The organism is Streptomyces sp. NPDC002133 (assembly GCF_040296405.1).
Lineage (GTDB): Bacteria > Actinomycetota > Actinomycetes > Streptomycetales > Streptomycetaceae > Streptomyces.
On record NZ_JBEOXF010000033.1, the window covers coordinates 23,062 to 41,892 of the forward strand.

Here is an 18,831-nt window from a genome sequence, read left to right on the forward strand (position 1 = left end):
TCAGAGCGCCTCCGCGCCCCTGCTCCGCAACGACTGTCCGTACTGCTGCAGCACCCACAGCTCGTTCTGCACGGCCGCGTGGTGCTCCGGGTCCCCGTGGGCGCCGACTCGGGCGAGGGTTCCCTGGACGTCGCGGATGCGGCGGTCGACCGCGCGGAGGCGGACCTGGACGAGCTGGTCGCCGGCGTAGGTCTCGTCGATCGTGCGGCCGTGGACCGCTTCCACGGCGAGCTCGGTGATCATCGCGCGGACCGTGTCGTCGGGTGCCGCGTCACGGACCCGGGCGAGGTAGGACGGCGCGTCGGGCACGCCCGGCTCCGCTCCGCCCGCGTCGGCGATCGCCTGGCGCACGGCGGCGTAGGGCGGGGCGGTGAACTCGTCGACCCCGTACGCGTCGAAGGCCGGGGAGACCAGCTCCGGGTACTGGAGGGCGAGCTTCAGCAGCTCGCGCTCGGTGCGGTGGGCGGGGCTGCGGAGGTTGAGCGCGGGGCCGCTCGGACCCGCGGCGGGGCGTGCGGTGTCGTGCGCCGGCGCCTGGCGCGCGGGCGCCGGGCCCTGGCCGCCGCCGCGCTCCCTGGCCCACCGCGCGAGCTGCGCGACCCGCTTCACCACGAACTGGGTGTCGAGGATGCCGAGGAGCCCCGCGAGCTGGACGGCGACCTCGTGCTGGGACGCGCTGTTCTTGATCCGGGCGACGATCGGCGCGGCCTCGTCGAGCGCGGCGGCCCGTCCGACCGGGGTCTCCAGGTCGTAGTTCTTCACGATGTGCCGGATCGCGAACTCGAAGAGCTGGTTGCGCGGCTCGGCCAGCTCCCGCACGGCCTCGTCGCCCTTGGCCAGGCGCAGCTCGCACGGGTCCATGCCGTCGGGCGCGACGGCGATGAAGGTCTCGGCGGCGAACTTCTGGTCGTCCTCGAAAGCGCGCAGTGCGGCCTTCTGGCCGGCCGCGTCACCGTCGAAGGTGAAGATCACCTTCGCGCTGCCGTTGTCCATCAGCAGCCTGCGGAGGATCTTGATGTGATCGGTGCCGAAGGCGGTGCCACAGGTCGCGATCGCCGTCGTGATGCCGGCGAGATGGCAGGCCATGACGTCCGTGTAGCCCTCGACGACCACGGCCCGGCTGGACTTGGCGATCTCCTTCTTCGCCAGGTCGATGCCGTACAGCACCTGGGACTTCCTGTAGATCGCCGTATCGGGGGTGTTCAGATACTTCGGGCCGTTGTCGTCGTCACGGAGCCTTCGCGCACCGAAGCCGACGACATCGCCGGAAATGTCCCGAATGGGCCACATCAACCGGCCTCGGAAGCGGTCGATGGGGCCGCGGCGGCCGTCCTGGGAGAGCCCGGACAGGAGGAGCTCCTTGTCGGAGAAGCCCTTCCCGCGCAGAAAGCGGGTGAGGTGGTCCCAGCCCGCAGGGCTGTAGCCGACGCCGAAGTGCTGCGCCGCCGCCTGGTCGAAGCCGCGCTCGGCGAGGAACTTCCGGCCGATCTCGGCCTCCGCGGAGGTCTCCAGCTGCTCGACGTAGAACCGGGCCGCGATCTGGTGGGCCTCGACCAGGCGGATGCGTTCGCCCCGCTGGTGGCTCGGGTTGTACCCGCCCTCCTCGTACCGCAGCGTGATGCCGGCCTTCGCGGCGAGCCGCTCGACCGCTTCGGAGAAGGAGAGGTGGTCGACCTTCATCACGAAGGTGAGGGTGTCCCCGCCTTCCTGGCAGCCGAAGCAGTGGAAGAGACCCTTGCTCGGACTCACCTGGAAGGAGGGGGACTTCTCGTCGTGGAAGGGGCACAGGCCCTTGAGGTTGCCACCGCCCGCATTGCGCAGCTGGAGGTATTCGGACACGACGGAGTCGATCGGGACCGCGTCCCGTACCGCCTTCACGTCGTCATCGTTGATCCTGCCTGCCACGCACCGATTCTACGGGGCCGGTGTGACAGCACTGAGCGGAGTGGCCGGGTTGGCGAGGGCCTCGGCGTCCACGGGCGCGCCGGAACGGATGAGTTTCTGGATGGGCTCGGTGACGTCCCACACATTGACGTTCATTCCGGCGAGAACCATGCGGTCCTTCAGCCAGAAGGCGACGAACTGCCGCTTGCCGACGTCTCCGCGGAGCACGACCTGGTCGTACGAGCCGGGGGGCGCCCAGCCGGAGTACTCCATGCCGAGGTCGTACTGGTCGGAGAAGAAGTACGGGATCCGGTCGTACGAGACCTCCTGGCCGAGCATCGCGCGGGCGGCGGCGGGACCGCCGTTCAGCGCGTTCGCCCAGTGCTCGACGCGGAGCCGGATGTCGAGGAGCGGGTGGTGCACGGCCGCGACGTCGCCGGCCGCGTAGATCTCGGGGTCGGAGGTGCGCAGGGAGGCGTCGACGGCGACGCCTCCGCCGTGGGCACGGTCGACGAGGGCGAGCCCGGCGGCTTCGGCGAGGCCGGTGCGCGGGGCGGCGCCGATGGCGGCGAGGACACTGTGGGCCGGGTGCTCCTCGCCGTCGTCGGTGCGGGCGGCGAGGACCATGCCGTCCTGGCCGATGATCTCGGTGAGGCGGACGCCGAAGTGGAAGCGGACGCCGTGCTCCTGGTGGAGGTCGGTGAAGATCTGGCCCAGCTCGGGGCCGATCACCTGGTGGAGCGGGGTGGGCTCGGGCTCGACGACGGTGACCTCGGCGCCGTAGCCACGGGCGGCGGCCGCGACCTCCAGACCGATCCAGCCGGCTCCGGCGATCACCAGATGGCCGTTGTCACGGCCGAGACCGGCGAGCACCTGCCGCAGCCTGTCGGCGTGCGCCAGGCGGCGCAGGTGGTGGACGCCCGCGAGGCCGGTGCCCGGGATGTCGAGGCGCCGGGGCTCGGAGCCGGTGGCGAGCAGCAGCTTGTCGTAGCGGACGGTGGTGCCGTCGCCGAGGCGTACGGACCGGCCCTCGCGGTCGACGGAGGTGACGGGCTGGCCGAGGTGCAGTTCGACGTCGTGCTGGGCGTACCAGGCCGGCTCGTGGACGAAGGCGCTCTCCCGCTCCTCCTTGCCGGTCAGATAGCCCTTCGAGAGCGGCGGGCGTTCGTACGGGTGGTCGAGTTCGTCACCGATCAGGATGACCCTGCCGGTGAATCCCTCGGCGCGGAGGGTTTCCGCAGCCTTGGCCCCGGCGAGTCCCCCGCCCACGATGACGAATGTCCGATGCGCGTCGACCACTTGATGCCTCCTCTTGGCTTCCGCTTCCACTGCACGCTACGCCGCCTTCTGCGAGCCTCCCGCACGGAGCGTGATGGGGGAAGAGGGGGTGTCCCGGCGGGCGTGTCGGTTCAGGCCATCTCGCGACGCACACCGTCTGACCGGGCAGGCCCGGCCCGCGCGGTCGGCCGCGGGCGCTCGGCGGACGCACTCGGCGGACGCGCTCGGCCGCCGGCGCGCTCAGCCCCGCGGCGCTCAGCCCCGGGGCGATGTCAGGCCGGCGTGGAGCGTGCGGGCCGAGGCGTCCGTGAGCGAGGCGATCTGGTCGACGATCACCCGCTTGCGCGAACGGTCGTCGTCCGCTGCCTCGTACAGTGCGCGGAACTGCGGGTCCAGGCCCTCCGGTGCGCGGCTGACCAGGGCGTCGGCGAGCTCGGCGACGACGATGCGCTGTTCGGCCCGGAGCGCCTCCTGCTCGGCGCGCTGCATGACATAGCGGTCGGCGACCGCCTTGAGAACCGCGCACTCGAGGTGGGTCTCGTCCGGGACGACCAGCTCGGCGGCGTACCGCGTGAGCCGGCCGGTGCCGTACGCCTGCCGGGTCGCGCCCTCGGCAGCCAGGCAGAACCGGCCGATCAGCTGGCTCGTCGCGTCCTTGAGGCGGGCCTGGGCGACGGCCGAGCCGTCGTAGCCGTGCGGCCACCACTCCTCGTCGACGAGCCGGTCGAGTGCGTCGGCGAGCATCTGCGGATCGGTGTCCTCGGACACGTAACGGCCGATGGCCACCGCCCAGATCTCCTGGCGCTCGTGCTCGGACAGCAGCGCATTCGGGTCGATGTGCCCGGCGTGGAGGCCGTCCTCGAAGTCGTGGACCGAATAGGCCACGTCGTCCGACCAGTCCATGACCTGCGCCTCGAAGCACTTCCGATGGGCGGGGGCGCCTTCCCTCACCCAGTCGAACACGGGGAGGTCGTCCTCGTAGACCCCGAACTTCGGCGAGCCGGGATCGGTGGGGTGGCCGCCGCGCGCCCAGGGGTACTTGGTCGCGGCGTCGAGCACCGCGCGGGTGAGGTTGAGGCCGACGCTGACCAGCTCGCCCGTGTCGGAGGAGTGGACGAAGCGCTTGGGCTCGATGCGGGTGAGCAGCCGCAGGGACTGGGCGTTGCCCTCGAAGCCGCCGCAGTCCTTGGCCACGTCGTTGAGCGCCTGCTCGCCGTTGTGTCCGAAGGGGGGATGGCCCATGTCGTGGGCGAGGCACGCGGCCTCCACCAGGTCGGGGTCGCAGCCGAGCGCGGCGCCCAGCTCACGGCCGACCTGGGCGCACTCCAGAGAGTGGGTCAGGCGGGTGCGCGGGCTCGGGTCCCAGGCCGCGCTGCGCGAGCCGGGGGTCACCACCTGGGTCTTGCCGGCGAGACGGCGGAGCGCCGCGGAGTGCAGCACGCGCGCGCGGTCGCGCTGGAAGGCGGTGCGGCCCGGGCGTTTGTCGGGCTCGGCGGCCCAGCGCGCGGTGGCCCCGGCGTCGTAGCGCTGATCGTCGCCGTCGTCGTGGGGGTGGGTGCTGCCCGTCGTGGTGCCTTCCATGCACCTGACGGTAACCGCAGACACCGACGGCGTCGCTCAGGCGGTGACCAGTTGGCGCCGGTTCGCGAGGGAGAGGCCGGCCGCCGTCTCGTCGTAACGCTGCAGCACGAGCCGCGCCATCGCGGGGTGCGCGCCGAGCGGGTCGGCCGAGGTCCAGGGGGCGGCGGCCGCCGCCGCCGAAGCGAACCGTCCGGGCGCGGTGAAGTACGAGGCGACGGCGATACGATGCCGGCCCCTGGCCGCCAGCGCGCGCACGGCGTCGGAGACGGTGGGCGAGAGGGCGGAGGCGTACGCCGGGACGACGGGTACCCCGCCGAGGCGCTCGCTCAGCATTCCGGCGGTCCGGCGGGCGCCGGCGGCCGACTCGGGATCACGCGACCCTGCCGCGGCGAGCACCACGCCGGCACTCCGGCTGCCGTTGTCCGCGCTGCGCCATCCGGCCTCGGCGAGCCGGGCGTACAGCGCCTCGACGAGCAGCGGATGCGGTCCGAGCGGCTGCGCGATCCTGGCGCACAGCCCTGGTGCGCCGGCGACGGCTGCGGGGATGTCCCGCTTCACGTGGTGGCCGCGGCCGAGCAGCAGCGGTACGAGGACGGCCTCGCGGTCGCCGTGGGCCGTCAGGGCGGCGAGGGTGTCGGGGAGCAGCGGTTCGTCGAGCTCGATGTGCCCGACGCGTACGTCGAGGCCGGGGCGCAGCTCTCGTACCCGGTCGAGCAGCCGGGTCACGGTGCGCAGGGCACGCGGGTCGCGGCTGCCGTGGGCCACGGCGACGAGGGCCGGGGCGGTGGGAGTGAGGGTGGCGGCGGCGAGGGTCCGGGCGGTGGTGCGGGCGGCGGGTTCCCGGGTCCCGGCATGTTCGGCATGGGGCCCGGGGCCCGGTATGGACGGGACTTCGGCGTTCGTGCGGGAGGAGTTCATGGGCCTGCGCCCTCCGTTGAGCTGGACATGACTGAGCTGCGCCCCGAGCTGCGCGGTGATGCGGGTGAGCAGCTGTGTCGTGCTGTCGAGGGGCAGCGTGTTCGGGGCCAGGGACTCGCGAGGGTGTGCCGACTCCGTCATGAACCGATCCTGGCGGGCGGAGGTTGCCACGTCGTTGCGCCGGGGTGACGGGTGTTTTCCACAGCCTCACCGGCTCGCCCGCGGCGCTGTCAGAGCCCTCACCTACTGTGATCGTCACCGGGTTCGCGTCGGAGTCGAAGCCGGAACCGGAAGGCCGGGGAGGGGGTCTCGCCATGGGCTGGATCGAGACGGAGAGCGGCGGTTATGCCGTCACGCTGGACGGCACGCGGGTGCTGTGCCGGAATGCCGCGGGGCGCACGCTGAAGCAGGTGCCGGCGAAGCTGCGGGAGGACGCGGAAGTCGTCCGGCTGCGGCAGCTCGCCGAGTGGCTGGAGCGGCACGAGCGGGAGTGCCGGGAGCAGGTGGACACCTGGCTGGTGCGGTCGCTGCCGGTGCCGGTGGACCTGCTGGCCCGGGTGTGGCCGGACGCGGCGTGGCAGGGCGCGCTGCGCGACCTGGTGGTCGCTCCGGTCGCGGCGGACGGTTCGGCCGATGTGGCGCGGGCCGGGTTTCTGCGGGACGCCGATCCGCAGCGGGGGCTCGGCGTCGTCGACCTGGACGGTGACTCGGTGCGGCTGGGCGCGGCGCAGGGGGTGCGGACGGTGCTGGTGCCGCATCCGGTGCTGCTTCTGGACGAGTTGGAGGACCTGCGGGAGTTCGCGGCCGAGCTCGGCGTCGAGCAGGGGCTGGAGCAGCTGTTCCGTGAGGTGTGGCGCCGACCGGAGGCGCCGGCCGGCGAGTTCGTGCGGACCTATGAGCACGGCAAGTTCGCGGAGCTGCGGCATGCCACCGCCCGTGCGGTGTCGCTGGGCTACCGGGTGCGGGGCGGGGAGGCCATATGCCCCCTGGTCGAGGACGGCCGCCAGATCGAGGCGGCGTTCTGGGTGGGCGACGACTATCCCGAGGCGGAGGCCCTGACGGGCCCGCTGGAGTGGCGGGACCGTACGGGCCGGCGGCTGCGGCTGTCCGAAGTGGGCCCGGTCGCCTGGTCGGAGGGCGAGCGGATGGCCGCGCTGGTGTACGCGGGCCGGGTCGTCGAGGGCGACGAGAGCGACAAGGGGGCACTTCTGTGACCGAGGGGGGCACGGTGAACAACGAAGGTACGGAGTCGGAGTTGGGGCCGGGGACGAGGCCGGAGTCGGCCTCGGGCATGAGGGACGCGCTGCTGGACGCGGGGGCCGTGCTGCCGCTGACCGGCGCGGCGAGCTCGACGGACGCCGCTGCGAAGCCGCTGGACACGGGCGCGTCGGGTACCCCCGACGCGGACGCCCCCGTCGGCGGTGCGTCCCCAGGGGATGTGCTGACCGCCCGGGCGTACGGGCATCCCGTGCTCGAGGACCGCACGGTCGTACGGCTGGTGCCGGAGGCGATCGGACCCGCCGAGGATCTCTCGCTGGAGTATCTGGGGTTCGGCGCCGCGGCGGAGCCGGAGCCGGTGGGGCATGTGAAGCGGCAGTCGCTCGGTTTCCCCGCTTGGGCGCTGGTCCACGACCCGGAGAACGGGCATCACGCGCTCGCCGTCGTCAAGGAGATGGAGCGCCTCGCGCGGCTCGTCGGCACCAAGCCCGGGCTCGCCAAGGAGGGCTTCGACGAGATCGGGGAGCGGCTCGACCGTTCCGTTCCGCACTTCCTGCCCACGTTCTACGAGCAGGTGGCACGGCTCTTCCTGGCCGTCGAGTCGCGGCAGCACGCCTCGGTGTTCTTCGGCAAGGCACGGGCCGCCGAGCAGCGGCATGCGCTGGCGGTCGACGAGGTGCGGTTGCGAGAGGTGTTCCTGGAGTTCGCCGGCGCGGGCGCACTCAGCGGCAAGGCACTGCGCGAATACGCCAAGGCGCTGGCCGCGCGCCTCTCGCCGGCCGAGGCGTACGCCCAGTTCGGCGCCGTGTCGCGGGAGCGTTGCGCGGCCGGACTCGCGCCGTACGCGGGGATGCTGGAGGACCTGCGGCGGCTCGCGAAGGCCGCGAAGTTCGACGCCCCCGCCGAGGAGCGGGCCCTGCTCGCGGACATCATCCACACGGGCGCGATATCCCGCGCGGCGGGCAGCTTCTGGAAGTCGGCGCTGTCGTCACTTGCCACGCTCGCGGCCGAGGACGAGGCCGTACGGAAGCGGCTGCTGGCGCTGCTGCCGGTCACCGGGGCGGAGCGTCCGGGGGAGTTCGAGGCCGAGTGGCTTGCCCTGCTGGACCGGTGCGGCGCGTTCGAACTGCTGCTCGACGGCACGGTCCCGGCGGCCGAGTGGCTGTCGGCGTGGGCCGGGCACCGCCGGCGCAGTTGGCGCGGCTGGACGCGGATCGTCGCCGAACTGGCCCTGCTGGAGAGGCTGGCGGACCGGCTGATCGCGGACGGCACTCCGGTGCGGCTGCTGGGCGGACGCGGCTGGGCGACCGTCGTGGACTTCGACCTGCTGGACACCTGCCTGGCGCTCGGGGTTCCGGTCGAGGACCCGACGGACGAGATGGAGACCTTCGAGCTCGGCGCCTGGCTCTCCGACGAGAGTGAGGGCCGCCGGGACCTGGCGGCGGTCTGCGCCGACCCGCGGTTCTCGTCGCTGCTGCGGGCCGCTGTGGAACGCCTCGCGGGCGAGGGAGACGCCACGGAGAAGCTGCGCCGGGTGGTGGAGCTTCCCGCGTTGCGCACGGTACTGGCGGGCTGGATCGCCGACCGGGCCGACGAGCTGGAGCGGCCTTTCGGACTGCCGGAGCTGGACAGCCAGTTGAAGCGGCTCTCCAGGTTCTCCTCACCGTCCGTGCTGGCAGCCGCGCCCGAGGCGGTCGACCGTATCGTCTCCGTGTCCCCCGCACCCGCCCTCGCGCGCACGCTGCGCGCCGGCATCTTCGACGAGCTGGGCTGGCCCGCGCTCGAGGAGGCACTCCCCGGGCTCGGCAAGCCCAATCCGCAGGCGTCCACCCAGCGGTACGGCTATCTGTCCGACGAGTGGTACCAGCAGGCGGGCGCCTGGCCGGCCCTGCTGGTCCGGCTCAGGCTGCGGGTCGCCGCGGTCGGCCCGGACAGCATCCTGGACCAGCGCACGCTGACTCTTCCTTCGTCCTCGACGCGCTACTGGGACCAGCCCACGATCCGCTATGTCGGCGGCCAGTGGCTCATCGCCAACGGTCACGGGGACGACCGGCGCGCGGTCTGGTCGGGCCGCCCCAATGAGCCGTTCAAGCCCTCGGGCGACCTCCGCGACTACTGGACCGCGTACCGCGCGACCTCGCTGGAGCTGCCCGACGGCAGCCGCTGCTTCGGCGGCCGGCCGGTCCACGCGGGCGACACCTCCTTCGCCGAGGAGCGGCGGTCCGTCGCCTCCGACGGCATCTCGCTGTGGGTGCTCCACGACGGCGAGTGGTGGGAGTACGACCCGGAGTCGGCCCGCCGCGGCCGGGTGTCGCTGCCCGCGTTCTTCGACTCGGCGCTCGCGGAGGGCGGCGGCGGCCGGCTGCTGGCGTCCGCCTGCCGGCTCCTTCCGGTGCAGCCCGGCCTCGAGTCCTCGCCGTTCGGCACCAAGGACGGGCTGCTCGGCTGGTGGGTGCGGTACGACGAGAAGGAGCGCACCCTCACGGCGTGTTCGGTGGACGGCGGCCGCAGCCCGGCGGTGCCCCTGCCCCGGAACGCCAGGATCGACTTCCCCGACGAGATCCCCCTGCCGCCGCTGCGGCTCCCCGGGGGCGCGGCGCTGCATCCACGCGAGCTGCGCAGCCACACCGCGGGGGTCGCCCTGTACGACGCGGAAGGCGTCTGCCTGGCCAGGCTGGAGGACGGCAACCGGGGCGTTCCGTACGCCGCGGGCACCCCGTTCGTGACGAACGTGGCGTATTGGCACGCCCTGCGGGCGCGCGACGAGCAGGGCTCCGCCGTGCTGCGCGCGGTCACCGACGCGGACGCCGAGGCGCTGCTCGCGGCGGTCGCGGAGGGCGCGAAGCCCGAGGAGGCGGTGCGACGCCTGCTGCCGGGCATCGGCCACCCCGGTCTCGTGGCGGGTGTCGCCGGACTCGTCGAGGAGTCGGCGCGGCACGTCAAGCGCATCCGTGTGCTGGCGGAGCGTGCCGCGAAGGGCCGCGGGCCGGCGGCCTCGGAGCTCCGCGAGCGGAAGGTCCCGGACGGGTTGCTGCGGGCCGCCCTGGGCGGCCTGGCCGGTTCGCGGCACTACTACGGCTACTACCCCGCGCAGCGCGACGAGTCGACGGCCGTCGACCAGCTCTGGGCACTGGCGCGGGTGCTGGCGCCCGGCGCGGCCGCCGAGAAGGCCGAGCTGTCCGGGACGAGCGTGGCATGGCTGACGTTCCCCGGCGCCGGAATGGCCGCGCTGGCGCTGCGGGCCGCGGCGCCGGACACCGTCGAGGAGCAGCGGACGGCTCTTCTGGACTTCCTCGACGAGGTCCTGGCGGTGCGCACGGAGGGCGGTGATGTGGTGCTCGCCGACCCGCGCGGCCGCCTGCGCACGGTGGAGCTGCGAACGGCGAGGAGGAGCAGCGCTCCGCCCCATCACAACCTCCAGCTCATGGGAGAAGTGCGTCACTCGGGGGCCCGCAGGCTGGTGATCGTGTCCTGCCGGCGCGTGGACGACCAGTTCGCGTTCTGGAACGGCATCGAGTACGACCCGGCAGGAGCTTTCGGCGCCTGGGACGAGTTCACGCTCACCGGCGCCGAGGTCCTGGGCGCGCCGCAGGATCCCGCGCGCGCCGCGTCGATCGCCCGGCTCGTGGAGCTGGTGCGGGAGCGCGGGCCGCTGCCGTACCGGCCCGAGCAGGCACAGCAGTTCGCCGAGTCCGTCGGGATCACGCCGGTCACCGCGGCCTGGCTGATGCTCGGCCTGACCGGGATCGACGGATACGGACGCGAGGGCCTGCCCTCCTCCGAGCGGCTGGCGCCGCTGGGCGCGAGCAGCACCGAGGCACAGGCCGCCCGCGGCACCTTCCAGGAATTCAGGCCGGCCGAACGACAGGCGTTCTGCGGGCTGCTGGTGCCCCAGGATCCCGAGCGGGTGGCGGAGCTGTGGACCAAGGGCTTCGACCTGGCCCCGCTGACGGACGCCTGGATCGCCGCGCGCGGCAAGCGGCGGGTCGCGCCCGCCGCGCTGATCAAGCACGCGGTGACGGAGATCGGTCCCGGCCGGATACTCGACGCCGTACTGAATCCGGAGCAGCAGCGCGAGCTCACCGGCCGCACCGAGCAGCGTCCTGGCGACGACCGCCAGGGGCTGTACGCGGTGGAACCGCTGGACCTGCTCACCGGGCCCACGCTCCAGGCGTATGTGTCGATGCTGCGCTGGCTGGCGTACCGGCTGCCGTTCGGCGATCCGCTCCGTCGGATCCTGCCGGTGACGCTGCGGACGCTGAAGGAGCGGCTCGCCGACCCCGCGCTGCTGCTCGACCTCGGCGTGGGCTCCGACACCGAGGGCAATGCCACGTCGGTGCGCTTGCGGGAGGCCTTCGGGCTGCCGGCCGGAGTCGGCGGCGGCAAGGACGGGCTGGTCGAGGTCTCGGAGACGCTGGTGCTGGCGCCGATGCCGTACCGGTCGGAGTGGGAGTCGGTGTGGGTGCGTCCGGCGACGCTGCTCGCCGAGGCCGCGGGGACGGGCGGCGGCCCCGGCCGCCAGGCGCTCGACCTGCTGGCGGCGATCTCGGGCGAGACCCTTCCGCTGAGGGCGCTGCGAACCCTGCTCAGTGAGGAGTTCGCCGCGCTGGTGTGCGCCGACGGGCCGGCCGGAGCACAGCAGGACCCGCTGCTGTCCGTTCCGGAACTGGTCGCGGAGGCGGCCGGCCGGTTCGGGCTCACCGAGGACGCGGCAGCGCTCTATCTGATGCTGCTCGCCCTGCCCGATCCGACCGACCGCAATGTGGCGGAGTGGACTGGCTGGAAACCGGCCCGGCTGAAGAAGGCCCGCGTCGAACTGGCCGCCACCGACCTGGTGGTGGAGGCCAAGCGCGCCCGCGCGGGCCGGTCGCTCTACCTGCCGGGCGGCTGGGTGGAGCAGAAGACGCCGCGGCTGCCCGCCGAGAGCTGGAAGACGGCGCTGCTGCCATGGGATCTGGGGGGCTTCGTCGTGCCGGACCGTCCGGTCGCGGAGCTCTACGCGACGGCGTGGCAGCGGGTGGTGTCGGGCGATGCGCCCGGGTTCGAGGAGTTCCGGGGCCGGGGCGGCCGGGGAGGCAGGCGATGACGATGGTGACGGGCGGGACGCGGCAGGTGGAGCTGCCGGAGGACCGGTACGCGGTGGAGCTGGCGTTCCTCGCGGCCTACGACGAGGGACCGCGGCCGCCGGGGTGGCGGCTGACGCCGCGCGCCGTGGTGCTGTTCGTGTGCGGTTCCGGCGGCGAGGAGCTGGCGGCGCCGGGCGGCGAACGGCTGGTGGTGTCACGGAAGTTCGTCGGCGAGCGGGCCCTGGTCGAGCGGTGTGTCGTGACCCTGGCCGGTGAACGGGGCCTGCTGCTGGTCGGCGAGCCCGGCACGGCCAAGTCGATGCTGTCGGAGCTGCTGGCCGCCGCCGTGAGCGGCACCAGCACGCTCACGGTGCAGGGCACCGCGGGCACCACGGAGGACCAGCTCCGGTACGGCTGGAACTACGCGATGCTCCTGGCCAAGGGGCCCAGGCGCGAGGCCCTGGTGCCCTCACCCGTACTGACGGCGATGGTGCGCGGCGCGGTCGCCCGGGTCGAGGAGGTCACCCGCTGCCTCCCGGAGGTGCAGGACTCGCTGGTGTCGCTGCTGTCCGAACGGCGCATGTCCGTGCCCGAACTGGCGGACGGCGACGACGGCGTCGTGCACGCCGTGCCCGGCTTCACCCTCATCGCCACGGCCAACCTGCGCGACAGGGGCGTCTCCGAGATGTCCGCGGCGCTGAAGCGGCGCTTCAACTTCGAGACGGTCGGCCCGATCGACGACCTCGACGCGGAGACGGAGCTGGTGCGCGGCCAGGCCACGGCGGCCCTGGCGCGCTCCGGGGCGGAGTTCGGGGTCGACGACGCGGTGCTGGAGGCGCTGGTGACGGCGTTCCGCGACCTGCGCACCGGGCGGAGTGCCGAGGGCTGGGAGGTGGAGCGGCCGTCGACGGTCATGTCCACCGCGGAAGCCGTGCAGGTGGCCACGTCGATGGGGCTCGGCGCGGCTTATCTGGGCGACGGCCGCGATGTCGTCCGGACGCTGCCCGGTCATCTCCTCGGCACCGTCCGCAAGGACGATCCGGCCGACCACGCACGGCTGCTCGGTTACTGGGACGGTCCGGTGCGACGCCGCGCGGAGGGCGGGGCGCCGCTGTGGCGGACCTTGTGGGAGCTGCGCGATGAGCTCGCCTGAAGAGCCCGACGAGGCGCTGGCGGAGCTCGCGGGGTGCGCGGCGCCGTACCTGATCGGGGTGCGGCACCACTCCCCCGCGCTCGCGGCGGCGGTCCCGGCGATGCTGGCGGAGGCGGCGCCCGAGGTGCTGTTCGTCGAGCTGCCGGAGGAGTTCGCGCCGTGGCTGGAGCATCTGGCCGACCCGGGGACGGTGCCGCCGGTGGCCCTGGCCGGGAGCGCCCCGGACGGGGGCGGGCTGGTGTTCCTTCCCTTCGCGGAGTTCTCGCCGGAGCTGGCGGCGGTCCGCTGGGCGCGCGAGGCGGGCGTGGAGGTCATCCCGTTCGATCTGCCGCTGGCGGAGCGGGACCGGGACCGGGGTGACGAGCGTGACGGACCGCAGCCGCCGCCCCGCGGCCTGGCAGCCGCGTTGCGGGCGCGGGCCGGCGGGCGGGACGGGGACGACCTGTGGGAGCGGCTCGTCGAATCCGCCGCGCCCGGCGCCGCGCCCGGGGCACTGCGACGGGCAGCGCTGCTGGTGGGCTGGGCACTGCGGGCCGACAGCGGCCGGGTCGATCCGTACGACCTGCGGCGCGAGGCCCATATGCGGCGCAGACTGACCGCGCACCGGGGCCGGCGCGCGGCGGCGGTCGTGGGCGCCTTCCACGCACCCGCGCTGCTGCCGGGCGCGGTCGCCCCGGCCGGCGGTCCCCGGCCCGGCGAGCACGGCGCGCCGGACGGCCGTGCGGGGACATCGGGCGGGGTCGTGACATCGCTCGTGCCGTATTCGTATGCGCTGCTCGACGAGCGTTCCGGCTATCCCGCGGGCATCCGCGACCCCGAGTGGCAGCGCGGGGTGTTCCTGACGGGCGGCGACACGGCGCGGACGGACGAGCTGCTGGTCTCGACGGCCGTGCGGATCTGCGCCGCAGTACGAAGCGCCGGGCACCCCAGCGGGCCCGCCGACGCACGCGAGGTGGTGCGGGTCGCACGGGATCTGGCCGCCCTGCGGGGGCTGCCGGTGGCGGGGCGCGGAGAGCTCGCCGAGGCGGCGCAGACCGTGCTGACGCAGGGGCAGCTGTTCGGGCGCGGCCGGGTGGTGGCCGGGGCGATGGAAGAGGTGCTGATCGGGCGGCGGCAGGGGCGGTTGGCCCCGGGGACGCCGCGTTCGGGGCTCGGGCCTGCCGTGGAGGCGCTGCTCGCCGAGCTGTCGCTGCCCGGGCCGACGGCGCCCGAGCGGCGTGAGCTCCGCCTCGATCCGCACCGGGGCGATCTCGACCGGCGGCGCGAGATCCTGCTGCGCAGGCTTGCCGTGTGCCGGGTGCCGTACGGGGAGGACACCGAGGTCGCCGCAGTCGGCGAGGCGGCCGCGCTGAGCACACGGTGGTCGGCGGCATGGAGCCCCTCGACCGCGGCGATGCTGGACGTGGCCGGGGTGCACGGGGTGACACCCGCCCAGGCCGCCGCCGGCATGCTGCGGCAACGGCGTGCCGCCGAGCGGCGCGCGGGCGGACCGACCGCGGCCGAGGCCCTCGCCGGCCTGGAGGGAGCTGCGCGCTGCGCGCTGCCCGAGCTCGCCGCCGAGCGGCTGGCGGAGGCGGCCGAGCTGCTGCCGGCGGCCGGGACGCTTCCCGAACTGCTCGCCGGGCTCGGCCTGTTGGACCGGATCCGCTCCGGGCACGTGGTCGGTCTGCCGGCGGGCTGGGAGAAGGAGGCGGTCGGCGCGGCGTACGAGGAGCTCGCCGCGGCAGGCGTGCGCGCCCTCGACGGCCTCGCCGGGTCCACCGACCCGGAGGACGCCCGCGCCGTGGTCTTCCTCGCGGGCCAGGCCGCGTCGGTGGGCGGCGGGCTGCGACTGGCCGACGCGCTCGCCCGGCTCGACGCGGGCGCCACTCCACTGATCCGCGGCGCGGCAGGCGCGGCGAGGGTGCTGCTGGGGCAGCGGGACGCCGTGGAGTTCGGGACGCGGCTGGCCTCCCGCGCCGACGCCGCGTCCACGGCGGAGCTGCGCCTGGACCTCGGCGAATTCCTCCGCGGCACCCTCCTCGCCGCGGGTCCTCTCCTGGAGACGGGCCGCGCGCTGGACCCGTTGCTGGAGCGGGTGGAGGCCCTGACCGACCGGGCCTTCCTGGACCGCCTGCCGGCCCTCCGCGCAGGCTTCGACGCCCTCTCGCCCGCGGCCCGCTCCCGTGTGCTGGCGGCGGTGGAGGACCGTGTGGGCGGCTCCGCCGGCTCCTTGCCGGGGACGGTGTCCGACCCCGCGGCCCTGGCCCGCCTGGCGGAGGCGGACCTGTCGGCGCGCGAGGCACTGATGGCGCGTGGGCTGCTCCCCACCGTCCGCCCGGCGGGCGCCGCCCCCGTCCGACCGGGCGGGCGGCACACCGACGCGGCTGCCGGGAGACCGCCCGCACGGGCGGTGGCCATGACGGCAGGGCTCGGCGCCGGGGAGCGATGGCGGCTGGTGCTGGGCCAGGGGCCCCGGCAGGGACGGGAGCTGGGTGCGGCGGCCGCACGCATCGGCGCCGCGCTCGACGAGCTGTACGGGCACGGGCGCGGTGAAGGGGCGCGCAGCGGGCCCGGTGGCGGGAGCGAGGCGGCGTATCCCGGGGTGCGGGAGTGGTCCGAGGAGCTGGCAGCACTGTTCGGGCCCGGCGTGCGCGACGAAGTGCTGGCCGCGGCGGCAGGGGCCGGGCGGCTGGACGCCGCGCTGGAGCTGGACCCCGCCGCGGCCCGCCCGTCCGTGGAGCTGCTGCGCACAGTCCTGTCGTACGCGGGCGGCCTGCCCGAGCAGCAGCTCGCCCGCCTCCGGCCCCTGGTGGCCCGGCTCGTGCGGGAGTTGACCGACGCGCTGGCGAACCGGATGCGCCCCGCGCTGACCGGCCTCGCGCATCCGAGGCCCACGCGGCGCCCCGGCGGCCCGCTCGACCTGCAGCGCACGCTGCGGGCCAACCTGGCGACCGCCCGCCGCGACCCGGACACGGGAGCGGTGACCGTCCTCCCCGAGCGGCCCGTCTTCCGCACTCGCGCCCGCAAGGCGGCGGACTGGCGGCTGATCCTCGTCGTCGACGTCTCGGGGTCCATGGAGGCCTCCACGATCTGGTCGGCGCTCACCGCGTCCGTGCTGGCCGGAGTGCCCACGCTCAGCACGCACTTCGTGGCGTTCTCCACGGAGGTCGTCGACCTCACCGACCATGTCGACGATCCGCTCGGCCTGCTGCTGGAGGTCCGGGTCGGCGGCGGTACGAGCATCGCGCGCGGCCTGCGCCACGCCCGCGGGCTCGTGACGGTCCCGTCGCGCACGCTCACGGTGCTGGTCAGCGACTTCGAGGAGGGCGGCCCCCTCGGTCCGCTGCTCACGGAAGTGCGGGCGCTCGTCGACGCGGGCTGCCATGTGCTGGGCTGCGCCTCGCTCGACGACGAGGGCCGGCCGAGGTATTCGACGGGCGTGGCGGGGCAGTTGGCGGCGGCGGGTATGCCGGTCGCCGCGTTGAGTCCGATGGAGCTGGCCCGCTGGGTCGGCGAACGTGTGGGAGGTGCACACCGGTGACGGCTGCATCCGGTCCGGTGGTCCCGCCGCTCCCGCCGGTGGCCGCGGCGGTCGCGGCCACGGCGCTCGATCCGCTCCCTGCCCGGCTGCGCAAACGCGTGGACGGGGCGGTGGCGAAGGCCGCGCACTGGCCGGTGGAGCCGGCGTCACCGAACGGCGGGGACGTCGGGGACGGCCAGGCTGTCGTCGTGCGGGTGGCCGACGACACGGCGGTGACCCTGCGGATCACGGCAGGGATCGTGGCCAGGGCGGACGACGCGGTGTGCAACTGCCTGCTGGCTCCGGCGTGCGTGCACCGGGCGGCGGTGCTGACGCTCTGCCCACTGGCGGATGATCCTGTGCCCGGTGCCGACACCGAGGCCGGGGCTGACACCGAGGCCGGGGCTGACACCGGGTCCGGGTCCGGGTCCGATACCGGGTCCGGGTCCGATACCGCGTCCGAGTCCGATACCGCGTCCGAGTCCGGGTCCGGGTCCGGCGTGCGCGAAGAGGTACCCGCCGCGGCGGGGCCGGCGGACGGTCGGGGCGGTGCGCACGGTGCCGCAGCCGCCGGTGCAGCGCCCGCTCCCGGCGGCCGGCAGCCCGACGGGGAGCCGTCCGCCCTGGACGCCCTCGCCCGCGCCGGTACGCGCGTCCTGCTCGACGGCGTCGCGGGCGCGGGGGCCGTCGTGCGGGGCGAGTTGCTGCGCGCCGCGCACTCGGCGCGGCTGGCAGGGCTGACGCTGCCCGCCGGCGGCGCCGTACGGATCGCGCGCCGGCTCGGGGAGGCACGTTCCGGCGATCCCGCGTTCCGGCTGACCGAACTCTCCGCCGATCTGGCCGAGTTGCTCGGCCTCGTACGACAGCCGGGGCTCGCCCGCACCCCGGCGCGGCGGGCGTACCGGCCGTCGGGGCCGCTGCGGCTCTACGGACTGTTCACTGAGCCCGTGGTCACGGCGTCGGGTTACGCCGGGGCGACCACCTACGCCCTCGCCGCCGACGGCAGCCTCCGCACCCTCTCGGACGTCGCGCCCGGCGGACCGGAACGTGCCGCCCAGGCGTCCGGGTCACCCGTACCCGGCGGATGCGCCCTGCCCCTGCGGGAGTTGGGGGACGGCGCCGGAGTGATCCTGACCTCGCCGACGGTCTCGGCGGACGGCAGGATCGGAGGGGGCGGCCGGGTCCGCTCGGTACGGGCGGCGGGCGCGGGGTGGCACGACGCACCGCTCGCCGCGCTGTGGGCGCGGCCGCCCGTGGAGCAGCTGGCCGCCGCGCTGGACTGGTCCACGGCACCGGTGGAATCCCGGTCGGCGGGCGGTGACCTGCTGTTCCTCGACGGGACCGTCACCAGAGCGGGGTTCGCGGTGACGGGCGGGCCGACGGTCCTGCTGCTCGCCCCCGACGAGCGGGCGGAGCTGCCGTACGCGGAGAATCTGCGGCTGCTCGCCGCACGGCCCGGCACGCCGCTCCGGCTGATCGCGCGGCTCGCGCCCGACCGGCCCGGCGCGGTGCGGGCACTGGCGGCCGCCTGGACCGGGCACGACGGCGAGGCGGTCCGCGCGGACCTGGGCCTGCGCCGGCTGAACCGCTCCCACATACCCGAGGCGGTCCCGGACAGGGCGCCGCTCGCGGCCCCGCCCGAGCTCCCGGTCGAGCTGGACCTCCTGCGCCGCGCGGTGGACCGTACGGTCGCGGGCGGCCGCCCCGTCACCGCGGCCTCGGCCGACGCCGAACTCCCGCGCCGGCTCCGCGCGGTGGGCCTGGCCACGGGCGCGGCCTGCGCGGACGCCCTCCTGGCCTCGGCGGCGGCCCGCCGCCACGATGCGCTGGGCCGCCTCCTTCCGGCGGACCCGGAGGCCTTTGCCGAGGCGTGGCTCTCGGCGTCGCTCTACGTCTCGGCGGCGACGAAGTCCCTGCTCCTGTCGGCGTGGTCGCCCTCGCGGCCGGCATAGCCCGTGAGGGCGACCGGCGGCGAGAGGGCGGCGCCTGCGGCCGGCCCTTCCGTCCCCACTTCCCGGACGGGGGGCACGTCCCCGGCCCCGGCCGTGCCGGTACCGAGCGGTGGGCCGGTCGAGCGGTGGGCCCGGTCGAGCAGTGGGCAGGAGCGGGGCTTCAGGGGCGGCACCCTCGCGAACGGCGTCCGGGGCGAGCCCCCGGTCCGGGAAGGGGAGGGCCGGGAGGGGGAGAAGCCCGCGCAGCGCAGGCTCGCGCGTCGGCCGGGTCCCCTCCCG

The 18,831-nt window shown here is 74.9% G+C and carries 9 protein-coding genes; 5 read left to right on the forward strand and 4 right to left on the reverse strand.

Annotated elements, in window-relative coordinates:
• The 4 genes from dnaG to ABT078_RS26530 all read right to left on the reverse strand — a co-directional run bounded on the left by dnaG (position 1) and on the right by ABT078_RS26530 (position 5,802).
• Positions 1-1,905: a DNA primase gene (gene dnaG / locus ABT078_RS26515; RefSeq protein WP_351231875.1), complete on the reverse strand. Its 1,905-nt coding sequence runs from the start codon at positions 1,903-1,905 to the stop codon at positions 1-3.
• A 9-nt stretch (positions 1,906-1,914) separates the two neighbouring features.
• A complete protein-coding gene (locus ABT078_RS26520) occupies positions 1,915-3,183 on the reverse strand; it encodes an NAD(P)/FAD-dependent oxidoreductase (protein ID WP_351231877.1) in 1,269 nt (422 codons plus the stop codon).
• A gap of 234 nt (positions 3,184-3,417) precedes the next feature.
• On the reverse strand, positions 3,418-4,743 hold the full coding sequence (locus ABT078_RS26525) for a deoxyguanosinetriphosphate triphosphohydrolase (RefSeq protein ID WP_351231879.1): 1,326 nt from the start codon (positions 4,741-4,743) through the stop codon (positions 3,418-3,420).
• A 36-nt stretch (positions 4,744-4,779) separates the two neighbouring features.
• On the reverse strand, positions 4,780-5,802 hold the full coding sequence (locus ABT078_RS26530; protein WP_351231881.1) for a sirohydrochlorin chelatase: 1,023 nt from the start codon (positions 5,800-5,802) through the stop codon (positions 4,780-4,782).
• Between the two features lie 173 nt (positions 5,803-5,975).
• Here ABT078_RS26530 and ABT078_RS26535 point away from each other — a divergent pair, with 173 nt between their 5' ends.
• Genes ABT078_RS26535 through ABT078_RS26555 form a run of 5 tightly spaced genes read left to right on the forward strand, consistent with a single transcriptional unit; the run spans position 5,976 to position 18,552 of the window.
• Positions 5,976-6,875 carry a DUF4132 domain-containing protein gene (locus ABT078_RS26535; RefSeq protein WP_351231883.1) on the forward strand — a complete coding sequence of 300 codons (900 nt, stop codon included), beginning with the start codon at positions 5,976-5,978 and terminating at the stop codon, positions 6,873-6,875.
• 14 nt (positions 6,876-6,889) lie between these two features.
• Positions 6,890-11,965 (forward strand): hypothetical protein, encoded by a 5,076-nt coding sequence (locus tag ABT078_RS26540; RefSeq protein WP_351231885.1) that lies wholly within the window; start codon positions 6,890-6,892, stop codon positions 11,963-11,965.
• Positions 11,962-13,098, forward strand: a complete 1,137-nt coding sequence (locus tag ABT078_RS26545) for an ATP-binding protein (protein ID WP_351231887.1) — start codon at positions 11,962-11,964, stop codon at positions 13,096-13,098. The genes ABT078_RS26540 and ABT078_RS26545 overlap by 4 nt, the downstream gene beginning before the upstream one ends.
• Complete coding sequence (locus tag ABT078_RS26550) at positions 13,085-16,621, forward strand: DUF5682 family protein (RefSeq protein ID WP_351231889.1); 3,537 nt, start codon at positions 13,085-13,087, stop codon at positions 16,619-16,621. Before ABT078_RS26545 ends, ABT078_RS26550 begins: the two co-directional genes overlap by 14 nt.
• Positions 16,618-18,552 carry a hypothetical protein gene (locus ABT078_RS26555; protein WP_351231891.1) on the forward strand — a complete coding sequence of 645 codons (1,935 nt, stop codon included), beginning with the start codon at positions 16,618-16,620 and terminating at the stop codon, positions 18,550-18,552. The genes ABT078_RS26550 and ABT078_RS26555 overlap by 4 nt, the downstream gene beginning before the upstream one ends.
• Positions 18,553-18,831 lie beyond the last annotated feature (279 nt).